24 protein-coding genes and 2 tRNA genes are annotated in these 26,000 nt (G+C 68.6%); 6 read left to right on the top strand and 20 right to left on the bottom strand.

The window, feature by feature from the left end; translation table 11 throughout:
- Window positions 1-426: restriction endonuclease (locus AB0959_RS10690; protein ID WP_366825988.1), on the top strand; the 426-nt coding region annotated here is incomplete at its 5' end.
- Window positions 427-527: 101 nt separating this feature from the next.
- Here AB0959_RS10690 and AB0959_RS10695 read toward each other — a convergent pair.
- The 6 genes from AB0959_RS10695 to AB0959_RS10720 form a co-directional block, all read right to left on the bottom strand.
- On the bottom strand, window positions 528-1,211 hold the full coding sequence (locus AB0959_RS10695) for a class E sortase (RefSeq protein WP_366826207.1): 684 nt from the start codon (window positions 1,209-1,211) through the stop codon (window positions 528-530).
- Window positions 1,212-1,350: 139 nt separating this feature from the next.
- Complete coding sequence (locus AB0959_RS10700) at window positions 1,351-2,799, bottom strand: class E sortase (protein WP_366825989.1); 1,449 nt, start codon at window positions 2,797-2,799, stop codon at window positions 1,351-1,353.
- Complete coding sequence (locus tag AB0959_RS10705; protein ID WP_366825990.1) at window positions 2,796-3,434, bottom strand: aminodeoxychorismate/anthranilate synthase component II; 639 nt, start codon at window positions 3,432-3,434, stop codon at window positions 2,796-2,798. Before AB0959_RS10705 ends, AB0959_RS10700 begins: the two co-directional genes overlap by 4 nt.
- Window positions 3,431-3,592, bottom strand: coding sequence for a hypothetical protein (locus tag AB0959_RS10710; RefSeq protein WP_366825991.1), 162 nt, complete (start codon window positions 3,590-3,592; stop codon window positions 3,431-3,433). Before AB0959_RS10710 ends, AB0959_RS10705 begins: the two co-directional genes overlap by 4 nt.
- 54 nt (window positions 3,593-3,646) lie before the next feature.
- The gene (locus AB0959_RS10715; protein ID WP_366825992.1) at window positions 3,647-4,369 is read right to left on the bottom strand and encodes a class E sortase; all 723 of its coding nucleotides are present in this window, start codon (window positions 4,367-4,369) and stop codon (window positions 3,647-3,649) included.
- Window positions 4,370-4,395: 26 nt separating this feature from the next.
- On the bottom strand, window positions 4,396-5,208 hold the full coding sequence (locus AB0959_RS10720; protein WP_366825993.1) for a DUF881 domain-containing protein: 813 nt from the start codon (window positions 5,206-5,208) through the stop codon (window positions 4,396-4,398).
- 143 nt (window positions 5,209-5,351) lie between these two features.
- Here AB0959_RS10720 and crgA point away from each other — a divergent pair, with 143 nt between their 5' ends.
- The gene (gene crgA, locus AB0959_RS10725; RefSeq protein WP_366825994.1) at window positions 5,352-5,606 is read left to right on the top strand and encodes a cell division protein CrgA; all 255 of its coding nucleotides are present in this window, start codon (window positions 5,352-5,354) and stop codon (window positions 5,604-5,606) included.
- A 297-nt stretch (window positions 5,607-5,903) separates the two neighbouring features.
- On the opposite strand, the gene AB0959_RS10730 is transcribed toward crgA, so the two are convergent.
- Both AB0959_RS10730 and AB0959_RS10735 read right to left on the bottom strand, forming a co-directional pair.
- Window positions 5,904-6,821: a rhomboid family intramembrane serine protease gene (locus AB0959_RS10730; protein ID WP_366825995.1), complete on the bottom strand. Its 918-nt coding sequence runs from the start codon at window positions 6,819-6,821 to the stop codon at window positions 5,904-5,906.
- A gap of 177 nt (window positions 6,822-6,998) precedes the next feature.
- Entirely contained in the window at window positions 6,999-7,532 is a 534-nt protein-coding gene (locus AB0959_RS10735) for a peptidylprolyl isomerase (RefSeq protein WP_366825996.1), read from the bottom strand.
- A gap of 523 nt (window positions 7,533-8,055) precedes the next feature.
- Here AB0959_RS10735 and AB0959_RS10740 point away from each other — a divergent pair.
- Window positions 8,056-8,757: a DUF5324 family protein gene (locus tag AB0959_RS10740; protein ID WP_366825997.1), complete on the top strand. Its 702-nt coding sequence runs from the start codon at window positions 8,056-8,058 to the stop codon at window positions 8,755-8,757.
- A gap of 431 nt (window positions 8,758-9,188) precedes the next feature.
- Here AB0959_RS10740 and AB0959_RS10745 read toward each other — a convergent pair.
- Window positions 9,189-9,261, bottom strand: a tRNA-Ala gene (locus AB0959_RS10745).
- Window positions 9,262-9,443: 182 nt separating this feature from the next.
- Here AB0959_RS10745 and AB0959_RS10750 point away from each other — a divergent pair.
- Window positions 9,444-9,992: a DNA-binding protein gene (locus AB0959_RS10750; protein WP_366825998.1), complete on the top strand. Its 549-nt coding sequence runs from the start codon at window positions 9,444-9,446 to the stop codon at window positions 9,990-9,992.
- A gap of 221 nt (window positions 9,993-10,213) precedes the next feature.
- Complete coding sequence (locus AB0959_RS10755) at window positions 10,214-11,998, top strand: protein kinase (protein WP_366825999.1); 1,785 nt, start codon at window positions 10,214-10,216, stop codon at window positions 11,996-11,998.
- A 10-nt stretch (window positions 11,999-12,008) separates the two neighbouring features.
- On the opposite strand, the gene AB0959_RS10760 is transcribed toward AB0959_RS10755, so the two are convergent.
- Together AB0959_RS10760 and AB0959_RS10765 are read right to left on the bottom strand one after the other, a co-directional pair.
- On the bottom strand, window positions 12,009-13,544 hold the full coding sequence (locus AB0959_RS10760; RefSeq protein ID WP_366826000.1) for a hypothetical protein: 1,536 nt from the start codon (window positions 13,542-13,544) through the stop codon (window positions 12,009-12,011).
- A 209-nt stretch (window positions 13,545-13,753) separates the two neighbouring features.
- Window positions 13,754-13,882, bottom strand: a complete 129-nt coding sequence (locus tag AB0959_RS10765) for a DLW-39 family protein (RefSeq protein ID WP_003999697.1) — start codon at window positions 13,880-13,882, stop codon at window positions 13,754-13,756.
- Window positions 13,883-14,220: 338 nt separating this feature from the next.
- Between AB0959_RS10765 and AB0959_RS10770 the strand changes: the two genes are divergently transcribed.
- Window positions 14,221-14,580, top strand: coding sequence for a DUF6344 domain-containing protein (locus AB0959_RS10770; protein WP_366826001.1), 360 nt, complete (start codon window positions 14,221-14,223; stop codon window positions 14,578-14,580).
- A 117-nt stretch (window positions 14,581-14,697) separates the two neighbouring features.
- Here the strand turns inward: AB0959_RS10770 and AB0959_RS10775 are convergent, their stop codons facing one another.
- From AB0959_RS10775 to dnaN, 9 genes are all read right to left on the bottom strand, one after another.
- A complete protein-coding gene (locus AB0959_RS10775; RefSeq protein ID WP_366826002.1) occupies window positions 14,698-15,051 on the bottom strand; it encodes a VOC family protein in 354 nt (117 codons plus the stop codon).
- 88 nt (window positions 15,052-15,139) lie between these two features.
- Window positions 15,140-15,216, bottom strand: a tRNA-Ile gene (locus AB0959_RS10780).
- Window positions 15,217-15,299: 83 nt separating this feature from the next.
- Complete coding sequence (locus tag AB0959_RS10785; RefSeq protein WP_366826003.1) at window positions 15,300-16,196, bottom strand: DUF3566 domain-containing protein; 897 nt, start codon at window positions 16,194-16,196, stop codon at window positions 15,300-15,302.
- Window positions 16,197-16,214: 18 nt separating this feature from the next.
- Window positions 16,215-18,815 carry a DNA gyrase subunit A gene (gene gyrA, locus AB0959_RS10790; protein ID WP_366826004.1) on the bottom strand — a complete coding sequence of 867 codons (2,601 nt, stop codon included), beginning with the start codon at window positions 18,813-18,815 and terminating at the stop codon, window positions 16,215-16,217.
- Between the two features lie 42 nt (window positions 18,816-18,857).
- A complete protein-coding gene (gene gyrB / locus AB0959_RS10795; RefSeq protein WP_366826005.1) occupies window positions 18,858-20,921 on the bottom strand; it encodes a DNA topoisomerase (ATP-hydrolyzing) subunit B in 2,064 nt (687 codons plus the stop codon).
- 448 nt (window positions 20,922-21,369) lie between these two features.
- The gene (locus tag AB0959_RS10800) at window positions 21,370-21,927 is read right to left on the bottom strand and encodes a DciA family protein (protein ID WP_366826006.1); all 558 of its coding nucleotides are present in this window, start codon (window positions 21,925-21,927) and stop codon (window positions 21,370-21,372) included.
- Entirely contained in the window at window positions 21,924-23,048 is a 1,125-nt protein-coding gene (recF, locus tag AB0959_RS10805) for a DNA replication/repair protein RecF (protein WP_366826007.1), read from the bottom strand. The genes AB0959_RS10800 and recF overlap by 4 nt, the downstream gene beginning before the upstream one ends.
- A gap of 52 nt (window positions 23,049-23,100) precedes the next feature.
- On the bottom strand, window positions 23,101-23,976 hold the full coding sequence (gene gnd, locus AB0959_RS10810) for a phosphogluconate dehydrogenase (NAD(+)-dependent, decarboxylating) (RefSeq protein WP_366826008.1): 876 nt from the start codon (window positions 23,974-23,976) through the stop codon (window positions 23,101-23,103).
- Between the two features lie 229 nt (window positions 23,977-24,205).
- Complete coding sequence (dnaN, locus tag AB0959_RS10815) at window positions 24,206-25,336, bottom strand: DNA polymerase III subunit beta (RefSeq protein WP_366826009.1); 1,131 nt, start codon at window positions 25,334-25,336, stop codon at window positions 24,206-24,208.
- Window positions 25,337-26,000: the final 664 nt, after the last annotated feature.

Here is a 26,000-nt window from a genome sequence, read left to right on the forward strand (position 1 = left end):
AGGCTGGAAGCCCCGCGAGAGGGCCGGCCTCTCGCCGTAGTCATGGCCTCGATGGACGCCATGAGCGGCCGCGAGTTCGAGGAGAACGGCGCCGAGTTGCTGCGCCGCGACGGCTGCGCAAGCGTCGTCGTCCAAGGCGCAGGCAGGGACCGTGGAGTCGACATCACCGGTCTCACGCCCGACGGAAGGCGCCTCGCCGTTCAGTGCAAGAGGTTCGCGCCCCACATCTCCATCACCAGCCCCGAGGTCCAGAAGTTCATCGGGGCAGCCAGGGTGCTGCACAACTCGGAGGTGGCCATCTTCGTGGCGACCTGCCCCTTCACACGGGACGCCCTGAACATCGCGGCCGACGGTGGAATCACCGCCGTACATCGTGGGCTGCTTGAAGAGTGGAGCGCCGGGGCAGCACTGAGCATCCTGCAGTAATCACGACAGAACGCAGAAACGCCCGAAGCCGCAAGAGATAGTTGCGGCTTCGGGCCTCCGCCATGCTAGGTGACGGACCTCCCCGAAGGAGGCCAGTCACCTCACCGCAACTCCTCCGGCAACGTCCGATCCGCGTTCACCTTCTGCACCCGCTCCAACTCCCCCCACACCACGTACCGGTACGTGGACGTGTACACAGGCGTGCAGGTCGTCAGCGTGATGTAGTGGCCCGGCTTCTTCTTGCCCGACTCCTTCGGGACCGGGGCCAGGACCTTGACGTTGAACTTCGATGTCTCGGGAAGGATCGCGTAGACCTTGTAGACGTACCAGTCGTCCTTCGTCTCGAAGACGATCGGGTCGCCCTTCTTGATCTTGTCGATGTTGTGGAACTTGGCCCCATGGCCGTCACGGTGAGCGGCCAGGGAGAAGTTGCCGTCCTTGCCGCCGGTCGGGAGCGTCGCCTTGACGGGGTCGGTGTAGTAGCCGGCCACACCATCGTTCAGCAGCTGCGTCGACGTGCCCTTACGGACCAGGATCTCGCCCTTCGACATCGACGGAACGTGCAGGAAACCAATGCCGTTCCTGGTGTTCAGGGCCCCGGGACCGGAGTCCCGGTCCTGTTCGTGCGCCCACGTGTCACGGACCTTCTCACCCTGCTTGTCCGCCTCACGGTCCGCGACGACGTTCGTCCACCACAGCGAGTAGACGACGAACAGGCCGAGCACCAGGCCCGCCGTGATGAGGAGCTCACCGAAGACACTGACCGCCATCGCGATCCGGCCCATACGGCGACGACGCGGCACCGCGGCCGAGGAGACGGGCACGCCATCGGCCCGCTCGTCCTGCTCCTCGTGGTGCTGCTCCCCGTGATCGGTGGTCGCTGCCACTTCCATCCGCCCCGTCTGTTCGAGGTACCGCGTGCTCCTACTGGACGAGCGCGTCCGGTTTGCCCTTGCTGCGCGGCCGTTCCTCGACCATCTTGCCCCACACGATCATCCGGTACTTACTGGTGAACTCCGGCGTACAGGTAGTGAGGGTGATGTAGCGCCCCGCCTTGGTGAAACCGGACCCCTGGGGGATCGGATTCAGGACGCTGACATTCGAAGGCGACGTCACCGGCAGGATCGACGCCATGTCGTACACGTAGTACTTGTCCTGCGTCTCGACCACGATCGGATCACCCGGCTTGAGACGGTTGATGTACCGGAACGGCTCACCGTGCGTGTTCCGGTGCCCCGCGATACCGAAGTTGCCCGTCTTGTCCCCGGGCATCGCCGTCTTGATGCTGTCCTCGTCGTAGTGCCCGACCATGCCACGGTCCAGGACCTTCGACTTGCTGATGCCCTGCGCGATCGGCACCACCACGTCCAGCTTCGGGATGTGCAGAATGGCGAAGCCCTGCCCTGGCATGAACGCCCCCGGCGCACGCTTGCCACTGGCCCACTCCTGCTGAAGGCTGTTCGCCTCCTTCCCCGCCTGCGCATGCGCCCGGATGTTCGACCACCACAGCTGGTACGTCACGAACAGCAGCATCACCACGCCCGTGGTGATGAACACCTCACCGATCAGCCGACTCGCGAGAACACCCGCGCCGGGCTTGTTCGCCCGCGCCGCCCGCCGGGCCTCCACCCGCGACCGCGGCGCCGCTAAAGCCGACGCCGTCCCATCAGCCTTCTCGCCCTCCTGGACGCCCTGGGTGCCATGAGCGCCACGAGCACCATGCCGAGCCCTGCGGGCGCCTGTGCCCTCCTGAGCCGCTCCAGCGCCTCCCTGGGCGCTGTGAGCGCCTCCCGCGCCCCCGTGCCGCCCATGCCGCTTCGCGGCCTTCCTGCGGGCCGCACGACCGCCGGGAGACGGAGCGGAAGACGTCGTACCGGCCGCTCCCGCAGCGGACGCCGAACCCGCCTCGGATATCGCCTCGTCGGCCTCCCGCACCCTGCGCCGCGCGTCCTCCACCCGCAGCGCCACCGTCTCCTCGTCGACCGGCGGATGCTCGAGCCCCTCCGCGGCATACGCGTCGTCGTAGGGAGCCTGCGGATGCGTTCCGTACGACGCGGAGGGCGCGTGATCGTACGGCGCCTGCGGCTGCGGGTAACCCTGGCCGGACCAGTCCTCGCCGTACTGGGCTGTCTCTGCGCCCTGGGCGCCGTACCACTCGGGCTGCGGTTCGACCGGTCCGGCCGTTTCGACTGGTTCAGCCGTTTCGACTGGTTCGGCCGGTTCGGAGGCCGAGCGTGGGCCGGGAGCACCCGGCAGGGGGTCCGTGAGCGGGTCCGACAGACCCTGGACCGCCGCCTCGAACGCGTCGGCTCCCCCGTACGCGGCCTCGCCGCCATAGGGGGAGCTGTCGCGCTCGGGGCGCAGCGCCGTCACGCCGTGGCCCTGCCCACGACCGGCGCGAGCCCCGAGGACCGGGCCACAGCCTCACGGTCCCCGCACTCCACCAGCCAGTTGGCGAGCATCCGGTGCCCGTGCTCCGTCAGCACCGACTCCGGATGGAACTGCACACCCTCCACCGCGAGTTCACGATGCCTGAGCCCCATGATGATGCCGTCGTGCGTACGCGCGGTAACCTCCAGCTCGGCCGGCACGGTCGCCGGCTCGGCTGCCAGCGAGTGATACCGCGTCGCCGTGAACGGAGACGGCAGACCCGCGAAGACACCCCTGCCCTCGTGCTCCACCAACGACGTCTTGCCGTGCAGCAACTCGGGCGCCCGGTCCACGACACCGCCGTACGCCACCTGCATCGACTGCATCCCGAGGCAGACCCCGAAAACCGGCACCCCGCTCGCCGCGCAGTGACGGACCATGTCGACGCAGACACCCGCCTCCTCCGGCGTGCCCGGCCCGGGCGACAACAGCACACCGTCGAAACCGTCCTGCGCGTGCGAGGTCGCCACCTCGTCGTTGCGCAGCACCTCGCACTCCGCACCCAGCTGATACAAGTACTGGACCAGGTTGAAGACGAAGCTGTCGTAGTTGTCGACGACGAGAATCCGGGCGCTCACTGGTCGTTCACCGTCACATCGTTGAAGGGCAGCAGAGGCTCGGCCCAGGGAAAGACGTACTGGAAAAGGACATAGACCACGGCGAGGACCAGGACGACGGAGACCAACGCCCTCACCCATGCGTTCCCCGGCAGATGCCGCCAGATCCAGCCGTACATGCCGTCCCTTCCCTCACATCACGGCACCAGACTCACGCCGTTCACGCCACCAGACTAACGGCGCAACGCCTCCGGTTTCCCAGCCTCCACAGGCTGTGTGGAATCAAGGTGCGCCCACACGATCAGCCGATGGCTGTGCCCCCACTCCGGTTCACAGGTGGTCAGCGTCAGATAGCGGCCCGGGCGGGTGTACCCGGACTTACGTGGGACAGGGTCGATCACCTCAATGTCCGAGGGCAGGGTTTTGTACGGTCCTTTGTCGATCCGATACGTGAACCAGGTCGTCCCATCAGTCAGAACGACCGCGTCACCGGCCCTCAGCTTCGGGAAGTCCTTGAAAGGATCACCGTACGTACGCCGGTGACCGGCCACCGAGAAGTTCCCCTTCTGCCCGAGCCGCGCCGTGTTCGCGTAGTGGCCGAGACCTTTCTTGAGAGTGTTCACCCCGGTGCCCTCGAGCACGGGCTTGTTCCACGTGAAACCAAGACGCGGGATGTACATCAGGGCGAAGGGCTCCCCGCCCTTGTACGGGCCGGGCGGGGCCGGGGCGGCCGAACCGCCGGGCGCCGACGAGCTCCCTGGCTTCGTCGAGCCCCCGGGCGCGGCCGAGGGCTTCACGTCCTCCCTCGCCCACCGCTCCTGGAGCTGGTCGACCTGACGGTCCATGGCGCTGTCGGCCTTCACACCCGTCCAGAACAGCACATAGGCCACGAACAGCACGATCAGGGCGCCGACGGTGATGCACAGCTCGCTGACGGTCCTGACGATCACCCGCACCGACACAGAGAGTCCCCCAGGGGCAGCTACTCCACAGGCTTCGCGTAGTGCAGATCCACTGTGCCCGAGTAGCCGGGAAGAGTCACCGCCCCGTCCTCGGTGACTTTCCAGCCGAGTCCGTAGACATTGACGTACACCATGTAGTTCTGGATCGCGGGGGAGGCGCTCAGAGCCTTCTGCAGCTTCTCCGGGTCACCGACCGCCTGGATCTTGTACGGGGGCGAGTAGACGCGGCCCTGAAGAATCAGAGTGTTGCCGACACAACGCACGGCACTGGTGGAGATCAGCCGCTGGTCCATGACCTTGATCCCCTTGGCACCGCCCTGCCACAGCGCGTTCACCACGGCCTGGAGATCCTGCTGGTGGATGACCAGGTAGTCGGGCTGCGGCTCCGGGTAACCGGGCAGCTTGGCCGTCGCGTCCGGCGGGGCGTCGTTGAGGGTGACCGTGAGGGCCTCGCCCTTGAGCTTCTGGGTGCCCGCGTTCTTCTCCAGCGCCTTCAGCCGGGCGTCCTCCGCCTCGGTACTGCCGTCGTCGCGCTCGGCGAGGGCCTCCACGTCGTCACGCAGGGTCCCGTTCGACTCGTCGAGCTGACCGTTCTTCTGGCTGCGCTCGTGGATGAGGTCGGACAGCTTCAGCAGGGAGGTGTCCGTACGGATGTTGGTGCCCTTGGCCGTGTTGAAGCTCGTGAAGAAGATCAGCCCGGCGAGGGCGAACACGGCGACAGTGAGCACCCGCACCGGCGGAAAACGGCGCGGGGCGGGCGGTTCGGCGGGGCCGGAATCCTCTGTGGGCGGGCTGCCCTGACCCGATCCGGGTGTGTCGGCGGAATTGCTCAACGTACCCTTATCTCCTTCTGCGCCGCGGAAGCACTACGCTAACGGACGCCCGGGGGAGCATTCAGTGTCCCCTTGTACGCTGCCCCGGAGCCCGCCCCCAGATCCCTGCGCGGCCACGCAGCGCATCGACAGGAGAGACCCTCGTGCCGAAGTCACGTATCCGCAAGAAGGCCGACTACACCCCGCCGCCGACCAAGCAGGCAGCGACCATCAAGCTGGACAGCCGCGGCTGGGTCGCCCCCGTCATGCTGGCCATGTTCCTCCTCGGCCTCGCATGGATCGTCCTCTTCTACGTCACCGACGGCTCGCTGCCCATCGACTCGCTGGGCAACTGGAACATCGTGGTCGGCTTCGGTTTCATCGCGGCGGGATTCGGCGTCTCCACCCAGTGGAAGTAAGGCTCCGCCGCAGGTGACGTAACGGTCGCCACCTGGTGAACGCGGTTCTGCCCGGGACTGTCCACCGAGTTATCCACAGGCGTTATCCACAGTGGGGAAAAGAAAGACGATCTGTGGATAACCCATCGGGCGTTGACGCCGGTACGACAGACACACCGGCCACCGCAAGCATGTTCGCCCCCTGCCTCACCTGCGGAAACACGGGTGAGCGACAGGGGGCACAGCTGTTCCCGCACCGTATGCACAAGATCCGCCACCGTCTGTGGACAACAGACCACAGCCCGGCCGGACGGCCTCTCAGGTGAGCTGAGCCGTCCTGACCAGCGTCGTGACCACGACGGCCACCATCACGAGGGCACAGACCCCGTACTGGATCAGCGCCCGGCGTTCGCGGGGTGCGTGGACCATCGCGTAGCCGATCACTACACCGCCGACGAGGCCGCCCACGTGGGCCTCCCAGGAGATGTTGAACGCCGGGTTGAAGGTGAAGATCAGGTTGATCACCAGCAGGGCGATGATCGGCCGCATGTCGTACCGGAGCCGGCGCATGAGGACGGCGGTGGCGCCGAAGAGGCCAAAGATGGCGCCGGAGGCGCCGAGCGAGGGCTGGTTGGCGTCGGCGATCAGGTAGGTGAGCGCGCTGCCCGCGAGGCCGGAGACCAGGTAGAGGGTGAGGTAGCGGGCGCGGCCGAGAGCTGCTTCCAGAGGGCCGCCGATCCACCACAGGCTGACCATGTTGAACAGGATGTGGACGTAGCCGCTGTGCAGGAACATCGACGTCAGCAGGCGGTACCACTGACCGTCGGCGACTCCCTCGACCGAGCGGAGCTCGGGGACGTAGGCCAGGCCGATGAGGTCGAAGCGGTCGGTGAAGCGGTCGCCGAGGGAGAGCTGGAGCAGGAAGATCAGGAGGTTGATGCCGAGGAGGATCTTGGTGAGGAGCCGGGGGTCGGCGGTGGCGGTGCCGCCCGCCAGGGTGCGCGGCTGGGAGGCGGTGGGTGCGTGTCCGGTGCCGGAGCCGTCGCGGACGCATTCGGGGCACTGGAAGCCCACGGAGGCGCTCACCATGCACTCCGGGCAGATGGGGCGTTCGCAGCGGGTGCAGCGCACTCCGGTCTCGCGGTCCGGGTGCCGGTAGCAGCCGGGCAGGCTGTGGGCGTCCTGCGGGTCCGGGTTGTGCGGGCCCTGCGGGTTGCCCGGCGCCTGGTCCACCATGGGGTCCCCTCATTCTCCGTACGTCGGCAGGCGGCGGGCGCACGAGGTTCCGTACGCGCAACGTCGCGCCCCGCTCATCCTTACGGTTGAGCGGGGCGATTGGTTCCCCTCGGGCTGTGCGGGCCCTGTGCGGGGTGCTGCGACTGGTTGGTGCCGGGCCCTGGCGGGCGTCGGCGCTCAGCCCTGCCGGGTCTCGACGACGACGCTCTCGATGACGACGTCGTTGACCGGGCGGTCGGTGCGGGGGTTGGTCTGGGTCGTCGCGATGGCGTCGATGACCTTCTGGCTGGAGGCGTCGACGACCTCGCCGAAGATGGTGTGCTTGCGGTTCAGCCAGGCCGTCGGGGAGACGGTGAGGAAGAACTGCGAGCCGTTGGTGCCCGGGCCGGCGTTGGCCATGGCCAGCAGGTAGGGCTTGTCGAAGCCGAGGTCCGGGTGGAACTCGTCCTCGAACTGGTAGCCGGGGCCGCCGGTGCCGTTGCCCAGCGGGTCTCCGCCCTGGATCATGAATCCACTGATCACCCGGTGGAAGACCGTGCCGTCGTAGAGCCTGTCCGTGGACTTCTTGCCGGTTGCCGGGTTGGTCCACTCACGCTCGCCCTGGGCGAGCTCGACGAAGTTCCGGACCGTCTTGGGCGCGTGGTTCGGCAGCAGCCGCACCTCGATGTCGCCTTGGTTGGTCTTCAGGGTGGCGTAAAGCTGCTCAGCCACGATCTGCCTTCCGTTGTCCCTTTGTGACTCCCCTGATCCTCGCACGGACGGCGGCGCGCGTCGCCCGGCCACCACATCCGAGCGAAGATCCGGGGGTCGTGCTTGCGGTTCCGGGAAGTGGTACGTCCTGATTCCCTGGTCGTACTCGCTGAAAACCGGTCGAGTCGTCCCGGGCGGGAGCGCGTCGCGGCGATCCGTGGCATTGTCGTCGTCAAGCGGCCGTTGCCCCATATTCATCCGCTATTGCACGTGATCGTCACTCATGACCCATCACCCACGCGCGCCGCACTCGTACCGAACCCGCACCGAAATCCCATGGACATCTCACAGAACCCGTAACGGCCTCGGTACCGACCCCGTACCAGCCTCGGTACCCGCCCCGCACGGTCGCGTCCGGAGTCCGCTTCGGTCCCCGGGGGTGACCCGGATGCCCGTCCACACATGCCCAGAAGCGTTTGGACAGGCATGATCCGTAAAAGGGTGGAAAGTCGAATTACCGTACGCCACCGAGGAGGAGGATCTCGTGACCCGCAAAGACAGCGTGCGCGCAGCGGCCGAGTCGGCGAAGGGAAGCGTGCGGCACGCCGCGGACGTGGTGGCGCCCTACGCGGACACAGCCAAGGACAAGGCCGTGCACTATTCGCACGAGGCGCGTGTGCGGCTGGCGCCGAGGGTGTCTCAGGCCGCGGAGCAGGCTCGCCACCAGTACGGCGCTCATGTGGCTCCGCGTCTGGAGCAGGCCCGTTCGCATGTGCCGCCGAAGGTAGACCACGCGGCCCACGAGGCCGCTTCCAGGACTCGTAAGGCGGCTCGGCAGGCCGCCGTGTACACCACGCCTCGCGTGGAGCGGGCCGTGGCCGCGGCCGGGCCCGCCCGGGTGGAGGCCGCGTCCCGTGGTGCCGCGGCGGTGGCCGCGCTGCGGGGGCAGGTCTCGCCCCGGCAGATCCAGAAGCTGGTGCGCCGGCAGCGGCGGCGGGCCAGGGTGGGCCGGATCGCCAAGGGTCTGGCCGTGCTGGGTGCTGTCGCGGGCGGCGCCTTCGCCGCCTGGAAGTGGTGGGACAAGCAGGCCAACCCCGACTGGCTGGTCGAGCCGCCCGCCGCCACCGAGGTCCCCGACAGCGGTCGTCTCTCGTCGGTCGACGGCAGCGGGCAGTCCGTCCTGGACCCCGAGGTGCAGGCCAAGGAGGCGGAGGAGGAGGCGGTGGACAAGGACGACCGCCGCTGATCCGCCACTGATCCGAGTGTTGGGCGCAGCCACTTTCATCCGGCGGCTGTGGGGAGGGTGGGGCCGTGGAGCCCGCTCTCCCTTCGGCCTGTTCCTTGTCGGCCCCGTCGGCCGGTCGCTACGCAACGGTGCTGTGGGGCAGGAGACTTGAGGGTCTCCTGCCCCACAGTGCTGTTTCACGTGGAACATCCATCGAGCGGAATGCACTGATCCGATTGCGGAGAGTGGCTTCCACATCTTTTCGCCACCGACGTGACGCGGAACACAGTTTTCGCTAATGCGCACGTCAGGACGTCGGATCCCGTCTCACCTCTGCATATGCCACGCACGGCCTTCACCTGCACAGACGCGATCGCGACGGCCGGCCCGTACGGCCGCGCAAAAAAGAACCGGCCTGGTCGTCTCAGGACGACCAGGCCGGTCATGTGGTGTGGAGCCTAGGGGAGTCGAACCCCTGACATCTGCCATGCAAAGACAGCGCTCTACCAACTGAGCTAAGGCCCCGGAAGGGAAGCGTCCGCCCGGTGGATTCCGCCACCGGAAGGTGCCGCAGACCAGAGTAGCGGGTCACCCCCGGGATCTCGCAAAAAGATTGGGGGTCCCCGTGAACGACCACTCTCCGTAAGATGCTCGTCGTGGTTCGCTACAGCGAACCACGGTATTTGGGGAAGCGATGGGGAGACGCAATGGACGCCGCACAGCAGGAAGCGACCGCAAGAGCCCGGGAGCTGCAGCGGAACTGGTACGGAGAGCCGTTGGGGGCGCTCTTTCGTAGGCTCATCGACGACCTGGGTCTCAACCAGGCTCGTCTCGCGGGGGTGCTGGGTCTGTCGGCGCCGATGCTGTCGCAGCTGATGAGCGGTCAGCGCGCCAAGATCGGCAACCCCGCGGTGGTCCAGCGGGTTCAGCTGCTGCAGGACCTGGCGGGGCAGGTCGCCGACGGCAGCGTGAGCGCCGCGGAGGCGACCGAGCGCATGGACGAGATCAAGAAGTCGCAGGGAGGCTCGGTGCTCAGCAACACCACGCAGTCGACGACGAGTTCGGGGGCGCCCACGGTCAAGCGGGTGGTCCGCGAGATTCAGTCGCTGCTGCGCTCGGTGGCGGCGGCCGGGGACATCATCGAGGCGGCGAACACCCTCGCCCCGACCCACCCGGAACTGGCAGAGTTCCTCCGGGTGTACGGCGCCGGCCGCACCTCCGACGCGGTCGCCCACTACCAGGCCCACCAGAGCTGAGCCGAAGTCCCGGTCGCCGAAGGGGGTTCGGCGACCGGGACGACGGTTGAGGGGGGAGTCGGGGCGGGCGTCCCGGGCGGTGCGGAATCCGGGATGCCGCATAAGCGGTGTCAGGGCGGGGAAGCCGATATCCGCGAACACCCGAGCGGGCCGAGGGGAGCCGTAGTGCTCGCCCGGGGAGCCAGCCGAGGGGGGAGCCGAAGGGGGAGCGACGCACAGCCATGGGTGAGGTCTTCGCCGGCCGGTACGAACTGGTCGACCCGGTCGGGCGCGGAGGAGTCGGCGCCGTCTGGCGCGCCTGGGACCACCGCCGGCGCCGTTATGTGGCGGCCAAGGTCCTGCAGCAGCGCGACGCGCACTCCCTGCTGCGTTTCGTACGGGAGCAGGCCCTGCGGATCGATCACCCTCATGTGCTGGCGCCCACCAGCTGGGCCGCCGACGACGACCAGGTCCTGTTCACGATGGAGCTGGTGACCGGTGGCTCGCTGGTCAATCTGGTCAACGACTACGGCCCGCTGCCGCACGGATTCGTCTGCACCCTGCTCGACCAGCTGCTGTCCGGGCTCGCCGCGGTCCACGCGGAGGACGTCGTGCACCGCGACATCAAGCCCGCGAACGTCCTGTTGGAGGCCACGGGTACGGCCCGGCCGCACCTGCGCCTGTCCGACTTCGGCATCGCCATGCGCCTGGGCGAGCCCCGGCTGACCGAGACCGACTACGTGGTGGGGACGCCCGGTTACTTCGCGCCCGAGCAGATGCTGGGTTCCGAGCCCGACTTCCCCGCCGATCTCTTCGCCGTGGGCCTGGTCGCCCTGTACCTCCTCGAGGGCGCGAAACCGGATGCCAGGGCGCTCATCGAGTACTTCGCCGACAAGGGCACACCGGGGCCTCCGAAGGGTATTCCGGAGCACCTGTGGCAGGTCGTGGCCACGCTTCTGCAGCCCGACCCGGCCGCCCGCTTCCGGACGGCCACGGGTGCCCGCAAGGCCCTCGCCTCCGCCGTCGAGCTCCTTCCCGGGCCCGGCCCGGACGACGAGCTGGTGGAGGTCTTCGACCAACTCGGCCCGCTCCCCGAGGGGTTCGGGCCGAACGGGCCTGTGCGGAGGGCCTCGGGGCTGGACACGGCCGGCGGCAACGGGTTCTCGCCGACTCCTCAGCGGGGCACGGGCGGTGCGGGCAGTACGGGTGCCGGCACCGGCAGTACGGGCACTGGCGCGGGCGCGCCGCCGTCACGGTCCGGCCCGGGTGGCATACCGTCGGGCGGCTCGGACGTCACGCCGATGCCGCCCCTCACTCCACCGTCGGTCACGGCGGGCAGCGGCACGGGATCCGTGTCGTTGCCTCCCTCGCCGGGCTTCCTGCCCCGGCCTCCTTCCACGCCGCCGCCCATGCCGCCCATGCCCCAGAGCGCGCCGCCTCCGGCCGGCTCAGGCGGTGGGCTGTGGGAGCACGGGGCGGGCACGGGTACCGGTACGGGTGGGGCGGGTACGGGTTCGGGGGCCCAGGAGCGCCCCTCCGGGCCCGTACACACGGAGAGTGCCCCGGGTGCCGTACGGCCGGAGTCCGCTCCCCTGGCCGTACCACCGCGCCCCGAGCACGATCCCGAGCCCGTGCGGCCGTCCACGATGTCGGACACCGGCAGTTTTCATCTCCCGCCGCCACAGGCACAGGCGGCCGCCGCGCCCGTCCAGTCGCCGGCGCGGGACGCCGAGTACCAGGAACCGCACTCCCCTCCCGCGCCTGTGCCGCAGCCGCACGCGCCCTGGAGCGGTCTGCCCGCCGAGATCCCCTCGCAGGCTCCGACGACCGCGGTGCAACAGCACGCTCAGGTCTCCGCTGGTCCGCACGCCGCTGGTCCGCACGCCGCTGGGCCCCCTCAGCCGTCGCGTCGGTCGAGGAGACTGTCGCGGCGCCGTCCGGGCCCGCCCGCCAAGGTGGCCGTACCGGTCGTCCTGCTGGCGCTGGCCTGCTTCGCGGTGGGTTTCTGGGCCCTGGCCCACCTCTGACCGGCGCCGCCTACCCCCGTGGCGCCCCGCGCCCACGCCCGCGCCCACGCTTGGTCATGGCCACCCCCTGCCCGGCGGCGGGCACCACCGCCGCCCGCCGCCGGGCCACGACGGTCCACAGTCCGAGCCACAGGAGCAGCAGGCTGCCGGTACCGATGCCGCCCGCGGCGACCAGTTTCATCGCGATGGGGTCCGCCGCGATGCCCTGGGTGTTCCCCGTGGTCTCCGCATCTGCGGATCCCGTGCCGCCTTCGGTGCCGCCGCCGGAGCCTCCACCGTCCACCGACCCGCTCTCGGCGGCCTTCCGGTCCTCTGCTGTGATCTCGAACACGCCCCTCGGTTCGGGGGCATCCAGGTAATCCGGCCCTTCGGCCGCCGAACCGGCCACGCGTACCCGCAGTGTCAGCCCGAGGGGCCCGTCGCCGAACCGGTCGGCGACGGGGGCCCCGAGATGGACGGCGAGGTAGTACCAGCCGGCGAACCGCATGCCGCTCGTCTCGCCGTCGGCGGCGAAGCGGTTGTCGTAGCGGACGGGAGGCAGCGGGTCCAGGTCCGCGGACGTCTGACGGCCGTTGTAGCCGATCGTCGCGTCGTCCACGGATCCACGTACGGGGTTGTAGAGGGACATGACCAGCGCGTTGCCCACATAGCCGTTGTCGTTTCCGTCGTCGTTTCCGTCGGCGCTGCCGAGCTCCGCGGTGACGTACAGCTGCTGTCCCCAGTCGACGGGCACTTTGTAGTAGAGCGTCTGCCCGGCCCGTATGCCGTCCGTGTCCTCCCAGACGCCCTGGGCCACCGCGCTCGCCGTCGTGAAGCTCGTACCGCCCTTGCGGCGCCTGGCGTCGCCCGTGACGGCCTCGGGTGACGCGGAGTTCCATGCCTCGGGTGGGCTCGTGGAACCCGCCTGCTTCACGACGGGCTCCAGCACGTAGCCGAGTTCCAGTCCCCAGGCCTCCCCGCCGTCAGAGGATCCCTGGGTGCCCTGGGTGCCCTGGGTGCTCCGATCAGGCGTGACCGTCCCGACGCGCTCGACGAGCACGTAGTACGTTCCGGCCTCCTGGCACATGTAGGGGTCGCTGCCGATCTGACGCGACGCCCAGGCGGTGACGGGGTGCGGGCTGCGGGTGGGGCCGAAGCGTGCGGTCTCGGAGGAGCACCGGTGGCCGTCGGCGTCCTGCACGGTCACCTTGACGCCCTCCGCCGAGGCGACCGCCGTCCCCAGGTCGGGGACAGCCGTGGCGGAGACGTAGGCGTTGGCCCCGGCTCCGAGTTCAAGGCGGTAGTAGAGCTTGCCGCCCTCGCGGAGGGAGCTGCGGTACGTCTTGCCGGGGGCGAGGCGTACGGCGCCCGTGGTGCTCGGCATGCCGTCGACCCTGGTGGCGTCCTCGGCGTAGGCGTACGGGTCGGGTGTGCCGGCCGCGGTGGCCCCTGCGGTCAGCGTCGCCGTCGCGCACAGGGCCGCTCCCACGGCTGCCAACGCTCGCCACCAGACCGTGCGCCGCCCCATCACGCGCCACCCCTCGTCGTAGCCCCGGACGCCGCCCATCCTGCCCCGCCGGAGGGCGTGCCACCCGCACTATGCGCACGCGGGCCAGAAAGCCCTCTCCGGAGATCCCTGATTCGCTTTTGCAACCTAATCGATCACAGAAGCGAACAGGCCAGGTGATCAGGGCCTCCGGGCCGCCCGGAAACACAAAACCCCGACCGCTGGGCGGTCGGGGTCTGCTCTGAGACTGATGTCGATGCAGTCGACACTCACGAACCCGTGGGCACGGAGTCAGTCGCCTCCGTCCACAGATCCTGCTCGGCGCGATCCGCCTGGATCTGGCGGTACACGAGGAGCCCGCCGATGGCGGCCAGTGCGACCAGGAGAAGCTTCTTCACCGCGCGACCTCGTCTTTCGTTGACGTAGGGGACCTCTGGCGCCCGACTATACACACCGATCGATATCGATCGGTGACCTACGTCGGCCTTCAACTCCCGCCCGGGACACCGCAGTAGAACCGGACGGATCTGTTCCGATGGCACGTTGATCACATCGCGCAGAGCGCGACATTCACAGGCAAACCACACTCGTTACCAACTTTGCCACTCCCGTGCGCCCATCCGGGTGCTGTTCATCGGAAGAGCGGCACGCGACGAGCGTCGATCCACCACTTCGCGGCCCACATACACATCATGAGGAAAGTACGCAAATCGCCCCACCCGAAAGTGAGAGGCTCATGGCCCGCAACCAGGTCAGGACGCTGTGGACCGCCGTCGTCACCGCCTTCCTCGCGCTGTTCACGGCGCTCGGACTCATCACGACCACGGCCTCGGCGGCTGTACCGCAGACCGAGCCGGCCTGCAAGAGCGGCGCCCCGGAGGTGAAGGTGCAGGCGCCCGTCCCCTGGATCGTGGCCTACGCCCGCTCCCTGCCCCCCACGATGGAGCAACGCATCCGTGCCGAGGCCCACGGCGCCTCCCCGTCCTGTCGCCACCGCACACTCACACAGGCCGCCGCGGACGCCCCCGGGTCCCCCGGATCCCCCAGGTCCGAAGCCGCCCCCGCCCCAGCGACAACCACAGGGCCCCTGCCCTAGCCCCTCACCCACGGGCGAGCCTGCGTACACCGCAACACCCGAAGACCCTCAACCGTGATCGGTTGGGGGTCTTCGGGCTGGTGGGGCTCTCAGGATGTGAACCTGTGGCCTCATCCGTCACTGGCGCCGTTGGCCAAGGACACAGAACTCGTTGCCTTCGGGGTCTGACATGACGACCCACGACTGGTCACCCTGGCCGATGTCGACGCGCTTCGCACCATGAGCCTCAAGACGAGCCACCTCGGCGTCCTGGTCATCAGGCCTGAAGTCGAGATGCAGCCGGCTCTTGGCCTTCTTGTCCTCATCGATCCGGACGAAGTCCAACCCTGGCAGGCGATCCGGCTCCGGGCGGATCTCGAACTCGTCATCAGAGGAGTGGACCACGACCCAGCCAAGAGCCTCAGCCCACCACTGCCCCAACGCCACCGGATCCCCCGAGTGAACGATTACCTGTTCCCATTCCAAGGTCATCTGCCGAGTCTAGGTCCACCGGGTTCACCGGGTCTTCGAACGCAAAAGCCAAAGACCTCCTACTCACGTGAGTAGGAGGTCTTTTCGCTGGTGGGGCTAACAGGATTTGAACCTGTGGCCTCATCCTTATCAGGGATGCGCTCTAACCAACTGAGCTATAGCCCCGCCGCGCTGTGCGGTGTGTCCCGCGCGCTGACTCCTGAAGGTTAGCGCACGACCTGGGCAGTCCCAAAATCGATAGCCCGCGGTTACTCGTCCTCGGCCAGCGTGAGCTCCACGCCGCCCACGAAGCCCGCGGAGAGGTTGTAGATGAACGCGCCGAGCGTCGCGAGTGCCGTCGCGAGGACGACGTCGATGACGGCGATCACCGACGTGAAGATCAGCACGTTCGGCAGGGACAGGAAGGCCTGTAGATCGAAGCCGTTCGACTCGTTGGAGCCGGTGGCCTCGGAGATGGTGCCACCGACCGTAGAGAAGACGCCCATCGCGTCCATCACCATCCACAGCACCGCCGACGCGACGATCGTGCAGACGCCGAGCGCGATGGAGAGCAGGAAGCTGACCTTCATCACGGACCACGGGTCGGCCTTGGCCACCCGCAGACGGGCCTTACGGGTGCGCGGCATCGTGCGTGCACCCGTACGCGGCCGGCGCATGGCGCTGTCGGACGCCTGCGCCGGGTAGGCCTGCGGCGGGTGGTAGGGGGCCGCGCTCTGCTGCGGCTGCCGCTCACCGGGAAGCGGTGAGGCCGACGCCGCGGAGGCGGACGGCCCCGCGGACGGCCCGTGGTTCGGCGGCCCCGGGTTGGACGGCCCGGAGTTCGACGACGCGGCGGCCGACTGCGGCGCGGGCTGGGCCTGCGGCTGAGGCTGCGCCTGCGGCTGTGGTTGCGGCTGGGCGCTCGGAACCCCCGAGCCCGCGCCGGCCTCGTACGGCTGGCTCTGCGGGCCTCGGGTGTCCGTTGCGCCTCTCCCCTGGGATCCAGAAGCGTCGGGCGAGTTCGACTCCGCCGCTTGCGGCTTGATCGCCTTCAGCTGGGTCGTGTGCGTATCCGTCACACGCTCGGCGGAGCCACGGCCGCCGTCCGTTTCCGTACCGGTGGAGGTATCGGTACCGGTCGATCCGGGGCCCGTGGCTCCGCTCACGATGACTCTCTCCTCGCGCTACTCAGCCGAGGACGGCTCGCCCTCGTCCGTGCCGGTGGTCGTGACGTCTTCGGCCTCCGGCTCGTCCACGGCTACGTCGCCGTCGACCTCCTCGGCCTCGCGTCCCGCCTCGGCGTTACGTGCGATACCGACGACGGCATCGCGCTTGCCCAGGTTGATCAGTTGAACGCCCATGGTGTCACGGCCCGTCTCCCTGACCTCGTTGACTCGCGTACGAATCACGCCGCCGCCGAGCGTGATGGCGAGGATCTCGTCGGTCTCCTCGACCACCAGCGCGCCGACGAGAGAACCGCGGTCCTCCACGATCTTGGCGGCCTTGATGCCGAGGCCGCCGCGACCCTGGACGCGGTACTCGTCGACGGCGGTCCGCTTCGCGTACCCGCCGTCGGTGGCAGTGAACACGAACGTACCGGTTCGAACAACATTCATCGAGAGCAGCTCGTCTCCCTCACGGAAGCTCATGCCCTTGACGCCCGAGGTGGCACGGCCCATGGGCCGCAGCGCCTCGTCGGTGGCGGTGAACCGGATGGACTGCGCCTTCTTGCTGATCAGAAGGATGTCGTCCTCGGCCGAAACGAGCTCGGCTCCGATCAGTTCGTCGTCGGAACCGTCGTCCTTTTCACGGAGGTTGATCGCGATCACACCGCCCGAGCGGGGAGAATCGTAATCCTTCAGAGGCGTCTTCTTGACCAGGCCGCCCTTCGTGGCGAGCACCAGGTACGGCGTCGCCTCGTAGTCGCGGATGGCGAGGATCTCGGCGATCGCCTCGTCCGGCTGGAAGGCGAGGAGGTTCGCGACGTGCTGGCCGCGCGCGTCCCGGCCGGCGTCCGGCAGCTCGTACGCCTTCGCCCGGTACACGCGGCCCTTGTTGGTGAAGAACAGCAGCCAGTGGTGCGTCGTGGACACGAAGAAGTGGTCGACGATGTCGTCTTCCTTGAGCTTCGTGCCGCGCACGCCCTTGCCGCCGCGCTTCTGGGCCCGGTAGTCGTCGGTCTTGGTGCGTTTGACGTAGCCGCCGCGCGAGACCGTGACGACGATGTCCTCCTCGGCGATCAGGTCCTCGATGGACATGTCGCCGTCGTACGGGACGAGCTTGGTCTTGCGGTCGTCGCCGTACTTCTCGACGATCGCGGCCAGTTCCTCACTGACGATGCCGCGCTGACGGACCGGCGAGGCGAGGATCGCGTTGTACTCGCGGATCTTCGCCTGGAGTTCGTCGTGCTCCTGGACGATCTTCTGACGCTCCAGGGCGGCCAGGCGGCGCAGCTGCATCTCGAGGATGGCGTTGGCCTGGATCTCGTCGATCTCCAGGAGGTCCATCAGGCCCGTACGCGCGATCTCGACCGTGTCACTGGCCCGGATCAGCGCGATGACCTCGTCGATGGCGTCCAGGGCCTTCAGCAGACCGCGCAGGATGTGCGCCCGCTCCTCGGCCTTGCGCAGACGGAAGCGCGTCCGGCGGACGATGACCTCGATCTGGTGCGTCACCCAGTGGCGGATGAACGCGTCGAGCGACAGCGTGCGCGGCACTCCGTCGACCAGCGCCAGCATGTTGGCGCCGAAGTTGGACTGCAGGTCGGTGTGCTTGTACAGGTTGTTGAGCACGACCTTGGCGACCGCGTCCCGCTTCAGCACGATGACAAGACGCTGGCCGGTACGGGAGCTGGTCTCGTCCCGGACGTCCGCGATGCCGCCGATCTTGCCGTCCTTCACCAGGTCGGCGATCTTCTGCGCGAGGTTGTCGGGGTTGGTCTGGTACGGCAGCTCCGTGACCACCAGGCACTGGCGGTTCTGGATCTCCTCGACCGCGACGACCGCCCGCATGGTGATGGAGCCGCGGCCCGTGCGGTACGCCTCCTCGATGCCCTTGCGGCCGACCACGAGGGCGCCGGTCGGGAAGTCGGGGCCCTTGATGCGCTCGATCAGGGCGTCCAGGAGCTCCTCGTGGGAGGCCTCCGGGTTCTCCAGGTACCACTGGGCGCCGGCCGCGACCTCGCGGAGGTTGTGCGGCGGGATGTTGGTGGCCATGCCGACCGCGATACCGGCCGAGCCGTTGATCAGCAGGTTCGGGAAGCGGGCCGGCAGGACGGTCGGCTCCTGGGAGCGGCCGTCGTAGTTGTCCGTGAAGTCGACGGTCTCCTCGTCGATGTCACGGACCATCTCCATCGACAGCGGCGCCATCTTGCACTCGGTGTAGCGCATGGCCGCCGCCGGGTCGTTGCCCGGAGAGCCGAAGTTGCCGTTCGAGTCCACCAGCGGCATGCGCATCGACCACGGCTGGGCGAGGCGGACCAGGGCGTCGTAGATCGAGGAGTCGCCGTGGGGGTGGTAGTTACCCATGACGTCGCCGACGACGCGGGCGCACTTGTAGAAGCCGCGCTCGGGGCGGTAGCCGCCGTCGTACATGGCGTACAGGACGCGGCGGTGGACGGGCTTGAGACCGTCCCGTACGTCCGGCAGCGCGCGGGAGACGATGACGGACATCGCGTAGTCGAGGTACGAGCGCTGCATCTCCGTCTCGAGCCCGACGGGTTCGATGCGCAGCGTGGTCTCGCCGTCGACGGGCTCGGGCGTGACTGGGGGGTTCTCGTCGGCCATTGCTGGTGAAGATCCTTCCTGGTGCGGTCAGCTGAGACCGACTCAGATGTCGAGGAAGCGGACGTCCTTGGCGTTGCGCTGGATGAACTGGCGCCGGGCCTCGACGTCCTCGCCCATCAGCACCGAGAACAGCTCGTCGGCCTGGGCGGCGTCGTCGAGCGTGACCTGGCCGAGGACGCGGTGGTCCTGGTCCATGGTCGTGATGCGCAGTTCCTCGGCGTTCATCTCGCCGAGGCCCTTGAAGCGCTGGACCGAGTCGTCCTTGATGCGCTTGCCGTTCTGGCGGCCCAGCTCGATCAGGGCGTCGCGCTCGCGGTCCGAGTAGGCGTACTCGAAGTCGTCGCGACCCCACTTGATCTTGTAAAGCGGGGGACGCGAGAGGAACACGTGCCCGGCCTCGACCAGCGGCCGCATGAAGCGGAACAGGAAGGTCAGCAGCAGGGTGTTGATGTGCTGGCCGTCGACGTCGGCGTCCGCCATCAGGATGATCTTGTGGTAGCGCAGCTTCTCGATGTCGAAGTCCTCGTGGACCCCGGTACCGAAGGCGGAGATCAGCGCCTGGATCTCCTGGTTCTGCAGGATCTTGTCGATCCGCGCCTTCTCCACGTTGAGGATCTTGCCGCGGATCGGGAGGATCGCCTGGTACTCCGGGTTGCGGCCGGACTTGGCCGAGCCGCCGGCGGAGTCACCCTCGACGATGAAGATCTCGCACTTGGTGGGGTCGTTCGACTGGCAGTCGCTCAGCTTGCCCGGGAGGGAGGCCGTCTCCAGCAGACCCTTGCGGCGCGTCAGGTCGCGCGCCTTGCGGGCCGCCACGCGCGCGGTGGCCGCCTGGATGCCCTTGCGGATGATGTCCGTGGCCTCGTTGGGGTTGCGGTCCAGCCAGTCCGTCAGGTGCTCGTGCACGATCTTCTGGACGAAGGTCTTCGCCTCCGTGTTGCCCAGCTTGGTCTTGGTCTGGCCCTCGAACTGGGGCTCGCCGAGCTTGACCGAGATGATCGCGGTGAGACCCTCGCGGATGTCGTCGCCCGTGAGGTTGTCGTCCTTCTCGCGCAGCAGCTTCTTGTCACGCGCGTAGCGGTTGATCAGACCCGTCAGCGCGGCCCGGAAGCCCTCCTCGTGCGTACCGCCCTCGTGCGTGTGGATGGTGTTGGCGAAGGAGTACACGCCCTCGGTGTAGCCGTTGTTCCACTGCATCGCGACCTCGATGGACAGGAGTCGCTCCTTGTCCTCGGCGTCGATCGAGATGACGGAGGGGTGCACCACGTCTCCCTTACGGGAGTTGAGGTACTTGACGAAGTCAACGATGCCGCCCTCGTAGTGGTACGTGACGGCCTTGGCCTCGTCCTTCTCGTCGGCACCCGCCTCGTCCGCACCGGTGACGGCCTTGGCCGACGCGCGCTCGTCAGTGAGTTTGATCGTCAAACCCTTGTTGAGGAACGCCATCTCCTGGAAGCGCCGCGAGAGCGTCTCGAAGGAGTAGTCGGTGGTCTCGAAGATGTCCGGGTCGGCCCAGAAGGTGACCGAGGTGCCGTGCTCCTCCGTGGCCTCGTGCTGGGCGAGCGGGGCGGTCGGTACGCCCAGCTTGTAGTCCTGCGTCCAGCGGGAGCCGTCGGTCTTGACCTCGACGGCGACCTTCGTCGACAGGGCGTTCACCACGGACACACCGACGCCGTGCAGACCGCCGGAGACCGCGTAGCCGCCGCCGCCGAACTTGCCGCCCGCGTGCAGGACCGTCAGCACGACCTCGAGGGCGGGCTTGCCCTCGGACGGCACGATGCCCACCGGGATGCCGCGACCGTTGTCGACGACGCGTACGCCGCCGTCGGCGAGGATCGTGACGTCGATCGTGTCCGCGTGACCGGCCAGCGCCTCGTCGACGGAGTTGTCGACGACCTCGTACACGAGGTGGTGCAGTCCGCGCTCACCGGTCGAGCCGATGTACATGCCGGGCCGCTTGCGGACCGCGTCCAGCCCTTCGAGGACGGTGATGGCGCTGGCGTCGTACGAGGAGTTGGCCTCGCCGTTCTCGCCGGCGTCGATGGACGGGATGTTCTCGTTGGGGTTGCCGGAATCGGCCACGAAGCGCCCTTTCTGGCACAGCACAAGCCAGGCTCCCGGCGGGTTTGCCGGAGCGGCTGCGGCATGTTGCGGTGGAAGCCTTTGTCAGCGTTGCACAGTGTTTCCGAAGCGGTCCCCACAAGTGGGGCGGGATTAGCTTCCAGTCTACCGGTAGCGCCGACAGTGATGGGGGTTTGCCGGTACCTGAGTCCGCATGTGCCGCCCTGAACCGGTCTCGCCCGACTCCCCATATGCGGAACGGGGCTCCAAGAGGCTCACGGAGGCACTCAGCGCTTCCGGGCGTCAACCCATCGCTACTCCCTTACGGGGGCGGGCTTCGCACCCGCGTGCGACCACGAACTTCGACACGAACAGAGGGCCGAATACCCATCAAAACGCCCCCAACCCTCCCGTGACGGATTCGTCCGTGTGAATCCGGTCACGAAAGCGGCCGACACCTACGGCTGAGCCACGTCATGCACCCCAGCGGAGCTCAGCCGTAGGTGTCCCCGGGACCCGTGCTCCCAGGCGCGCGCAGCGGGCCGAAACGGTGGGCGGGCCCCCCGGGGCCCTGCACCTTGAGCAGCCTCACCCTGCCGTGGCCCAGGTCCTCGTTGAGGCGCGCGACGATCTGCGGGGCCAGCAGGCGCAGGTTGGTCGCCCAGGCCGTGGAGTCGCAGCGCACGGTCAGGACCCGCTCGTCCTCGTCGTACTTCTCCGGGACGCAGTGCTTGGCCACGTCCTCGCCCACGATCTCGGGCCAGCGGCCCATGACACCGCCGACGGCGGCCGGCGTCTCCCAGCCGCGCTCGGTGATCAGACGGTTGATGGCGGAACCGAGCGCCATCGGGTCGCGGCCGTCCGCCCGCGCGCCGGAGCGCAGCCCGCCTCCGCGCCGGGCCTGCCTCTTCTGCTGAGCGGCGTCCCCACGCGCGCGTGCCGCCTCCTTCGCGGCGCGCAGCGCCACGCGCGCGAGGTCCACGCCGGACGGCTCGGGAGTCCTGCGCGGCGCGGGCTCAGGGGCGCCCGGTGGGGTTCCGTCGGTGCTCATGCGCGCTCCACAGTGCCGTCCGACACGGCGTACCGCGTCCCTGTCAGTACGCCCGGTACGTCGTCGTCGACCGCGGCGGTCACCAGGACCTGCTCCCCGGGAGCGACGATCTCCGCCAGGCGCTCCCTCCTGCGGGCGTCCAGCTCCGCGAAGACGTCGTCGAGGACGAGCACCGGCTCGTTCCCCTCCGCCCGCAGCAGGTCGTACGAGGCGAGCCGCAGCGACAGGGCGAACGACCAGGACTCACCGTGCGACGCGTACCCCTTCGCGGGCAACTGACCGAGTTTGAGGACCAGATCGTCCCGGTGGGGCCCCACCAGGGTGACGCCCCGCTCGATCTCCTGCTTGCGGGCCTCGGTGAGGGCCGCCATCAGCTGCTCGTAGAGCTCCTCGCGCGCCTGGCCGACGATGCCGGGCGCGGACGGCTTGTACTCCAGGGCGACGGGACCGCCGCCGGGCGCGAGCTGCTCGTACGCCTTGTCGGTCAGCGGCTGGATCGCGGCGACCAGGTCGAGGCGCTGTGCGAGCAGTTCCGCGCCCGCGCGCGCCAGGTGCTGGTCCCACACGTCGAGCGTGGACAGGTCCATGGAGCGGCCGCCGTGGCGGCGTGCCAGCGCGGCCGACTTCAGCAGGGTGTTGCGCTGCTTGAGGACCCGCTCGTAGTCGGAGCGGACGCCCGCCATGCGCGGCGAGCGGGCGGTGACCATCTCGTCGAGGAGGCGGCGCCGTTCGCCCGGATCGCCCTTGACCAGGGCGAGGTCCTCGGGCGCGAACAGCACGGTCCGTACGATGCCGAGCACATCACGCGGTCTGACCTGCGAGGACCTGTTGACGCGGGCGCGGTTGGCCCTGCCCGGGTTCAGCTCCAGCTCCACCAGCTGCTGGCGCTCGCCCTGCCGGACCTGGGCGCGGATGACCGCGCGCTCGGCTCCCATACGGACCAGGGGCGTGTCCGACGCCACCCGGTGGCTGCCGAGCGTCGCGAGGTAGCCGATCGCCTCGACCAGGTTCGTCTTGCCCTGCCCGTTGGGGCCCACGAACGCGGTGACGCCCGGGTCGAGCGGGACCTCGACCCGGGCGTACGAGCGGAAGTCGGCCAGCGACAGGTGCGTGACGTGCATGGTCGGGTGCCGACCTCCCCCGGGTTGTGGACCGGCGACGCGGCCCTGTGGATTACTTCTTCTCGACCGCGTGGCCGCCGAACTGGTTCCGCAGCGCCGCGATCATCTTCATCTGTGGCGAGTCGTCCTGCCGGGAGGCGAACCGCGCGAACAGGGACGCGGTGATCGCCGGCAGCGGGACGGCGTGGTCGATGGCGGCCTCCACGGTCCACCGGCCCTCGCCGGAGTCCTGTGCGTAGCCGCGCAGCTCCTCCAGGTGCTCGTCCTCGTCGAGGGCGTTGACCGCCAGGTCCAGCAGCCAGGAACGGATCACCGTGCCCTCCTGCCAGGAGCGGAAGACCTCGCGGACGTCCGTCACGGAGTCGGCCTTCTCCAGCAGTTCCCAGCCCTCGGCGTAGGCCTGCATCATCGCGTACTCGATGCCGTTGTGGACCATCTTCGCGAAGTGCCCGGCGCCCACCTTGCCCGCGTGCACCGCGCCCGAGTCGCCCTCCGGCTTGAGCGCGTCGAAGACCGGCTGCACCTTGGCGACGTTCTCGGCGTCGCCGCCGTACATCAGCGCGTAGCCGTTCTTGAGGCCCCAGACGCCGCCGGAGACCCCGCAGTCGACGAAGCCGATGCCCTTGGCGGCCAGCTCCTCCGCGTGCCTCTCGTCGTCCGTCCAGCGCGAGTTGCCGCCGTCCACGACGACGTCACCGGGCTCGAGGAGCTCGGCGAGCTCGTCGATGGTCACTTGCGTCGGGGCGCCGGCCGGGACCATGACCCACACCACGCGCGGGCCCCGCAGTTTGCCCACCAGCTCTTCGAGACTGTGGACATCGGCGAGGTCCGGGTTGCGGTCGTATCCGATCACGGTGTGGCCTGCGCGGCGTATGCGCTCGCGCATGTTGCCGCCCATCTTGCCGAGGCCGACGAGACCGAGCTCCATCAGTTGTTCCTTAGGTTGCGACGTGGCATGAGGGCACCTTCGTACCCGTGTCCGAGCCTAAACCCGGACGCTCACGCACATCCGTGGGCATACGCGCTCAAACGTATGCCCCGACCTGCGGCTTCGTCGGCTGGTCGCCCGGACGCCCCGGTGGTCGCGCGCCGGCCCCGGTGGTCCACCGGGCCCGTCCCGGGCTGTGGACGACCGACGACCGACAACCGGCGACGGATCAGCCGCTGAGCCGCACCGGCATGATCAGGTACTTGTAGGCCTCGTCGGCCTCGGCGTCGACCGCGGGCTTTCCGCTGAGCAGCGCCGGCTTCGTGGACGTGGTGAAGGACAGCTGGGCCACCGGCGAGTCGATCGCGCTCAGGCCGTCCAGCAGGAACGTCGGGTTGAAGGCGATCGACACGTCGTCGCCCTCCAGCTGAGCGTCAACCCTTTCCACAGCCTGTGCGTCGTCACTGGAGCCGGCCTCCAGGATGAGCACGCCCTGCTCGAAGCTGAGCCGCACCGGGGTGTTCCGCTCGGCGACCAGGGCCACACGCTTGACGGCCTCCACGAAGGGGGCGGTCTCGATGACGGCCACGCTGTTGAACTCCGTCGGGAACAGCGAACGGTACTTCGGGAGGTCCCCCTCCAGCAGGCGCGTGGTCGTACGGCGCCCCGCGCCCTCGAAGCCGATCAGGCCCTCGCCCGCACCCGAGCCGGACAGTGCGATGGTCACGCTGTCGCCGCTGGTGAGGGCCTTGGCGGTGTCCAGGAGAGTCTTGGCGGGAACCAGGGCGACCGCGGAGGCCTCCGGGTTCTCCGGCTTCCACAGGAACTCGCGGACCGCGAAGCGGTAGCGGTCGGTGGACGCCAGCGTGACGGTGTCGCCCTCGATCTCGATGCGCACGCCGGTGAGCACCGGCAGCGTGTCGTCACGTCCGGCGGCGATGGCGACCTGGGCGGCGGCGGAGGCGAAGACCTCGCCGGGAACCGTGCCCGTCGCAGTCGGCATCTGCGGCAGCGCCGGGTACTCCTCCACAGGCAGCGTGTGGAGGGTGAACCGCGAGGAGCCGCAGACCACGGTCGCCCGTACACCGTCTGTGGAAATCTCCACCGGGCGGTTGGGGAGGGCGCGGCAGATGTCCGCGAGGAGGCGGCCGGAGACGAGGACCGTGCCCCCCTCCTCGACCTCGGCCTCCACCGACACGCGCGCGGAGACCTCGTAGTCGAAGCCGGACAGGCTCAGCTGACCTTCCTCGGCCTTCAGAAGGAGGCCGGCAAGGACAGGCGCCGGCGGACGGGCCGGGAGGCTGCGCGCCGCCCAGGCCACGGCCTCCGCGAGTACGTCGCGTTCCACCCGGATCTTCACTGTTGCCGCCTCCTGCTGTTGCCGGCGCTTCTCGGCCTGCCTGGCTCGTCGTCTGACTCGGTGTGCTCAGCCCCTGTGATGGGGAGGACACCGGGGAACAGTCTGACGCACCCCACTGACAGTAGGTGCCTCTCGGGGTCAAGTCGTGACGAGGGGCAGCTGGGAGCCGGACAGCGAGTTGTGCACAGGGCCCCCTTCGAAACGGATTCCCAGCTCTCTCTAGTTGGGAGTAGTAGTAGGGCCTGTGGAAACCGTGGATAACCCTGTTTTCGCAGCTCAGAGGCGATATTTTATCCACTGGGCCTGTGGGTGAGGGCAGTGGACAACCAGGTGTCTCTGTGGAGAACAGAAAGTTCTGCACACGCCGTGCACAGCCCGGGGCCACTTCTCCCCAGCGGCGTCCCCAGGTTTACCCACCTTTCCCACAGCCCAACCCGGCACCTTTGTGTGACGCCTTTCACTCGACGCGGTGAGAGGGCGCGTTGCGTTGCCGAACAGTGGACAGCCATGTGGAGAAGGCGGGACTTGCTGGGGACAACTGACCACAGCCTGTGGGTTGTCGGTGGACAACTCCGTACACAGCCTGTGGATCTTCTCGTCGTCCACAGTCTGTGGAGATCGTCTGTCCACGAATCCACAGGCGGCTGACCTTGCCTGATGCTTC

It is taken from the genome of Streptomyces sp. NPDC046862 (assembly GCF_040704615.1).
Taxonomy (GTDB): domain Bacteria; phylum Actinomycetota; class Actinomycetes; order Streptomycetales; family Streptomycetaceae; genus Streptomyces.

Excerpts from the sequence above, each read along its gene's own strand:
- AB0959_RS10695 (WP_366826207.1), bottom strand. The coding sequence starts at position 1,211 with ATGGGCCGGATCGCGATGGCGGTCAGTGTCTTCGGTGAGCTCCTCATC.
- AB0959_RS10710 (WP_366825991.1), bottom strand. The coding sequence starts at position 3,592 with ATGTACGGCTGGATCTGGCGGCATCTGCCGGGGAACGCATGGGTGAGG.
- AB0959_RS10730 (WP_366825995.1), bottom strand. The coding sequence starts at position 6,821 with ATGGTGGACCAGGCGCCGGGCAACCCGCAGGGCCCGCACAACCCGGAC.
- AB0959_RS10750 (WP_366825998.1), top strand. The coding sequence starts at position 9,444 with ATGGACGCCGCACAGCAGGAAGCGACCGCAAGAGCCCGGGAGCTGCAG.
- AB0959_RS10755 (WP_366825999.1), top strand. The coding sequence starts at position 10,214 with ATGGGTGAGGTCTTCGCCGGCCGGTACGAACTGGTCGACCCGGTCGGG.
- AB0959_RS10760 (WP_366826000.1), bottom strand. The coding sequence starts at position 13,544 with ATGGGCGGCGTCCGGGGCTACGACGAGGGGTGGCGCGTGATGGGGCGG.
- AB0959_RS10770 (WP_366826001.1), top strand. The coding sequence starts at position 14,221 with ATGGCCCGCAACCAGGTCAGGACGCTGTGGACCGCCGTCGTCACCGCC.
- AB0959_RS10775 (WP_366826002.1), bottom strand. The coding sequence starts at position 15,051 with ATGACCTTGGAATGGGAACAGGTAATCGTTCACTCGGGGGATCCGGTG.
- gyrA (WP_366826004.1), bottom strand. The coding sequence starts at position 18,815 with ATGGCCGACGAGAACCCCCCAGTCACGCCCGAGCCCGTCGACGGCGAG.
- AB0959_RS10800 (WP_366826006.1), bottom strand. The coding sequence starts at position 21,927 with ATGAGCACCGACGGAACCCCACCGGGCGCCCCTGAGCCCGCGCCGCGC.
- recF (WP_366826007.1), bottom strand. The coding sequence starts at position 23,048 with ATGCACGTCACGCACCTGTCGCTGGCCGACTTCCGCTCGTACGCCCGG.
- gnd (WP_366826008.1), bottom strand. The coding sequence starts at position 23,976 with ATGGAGCTCGGTCTCGTCGGCCTCGGCAAGATGGGCGGCAACATGCGC.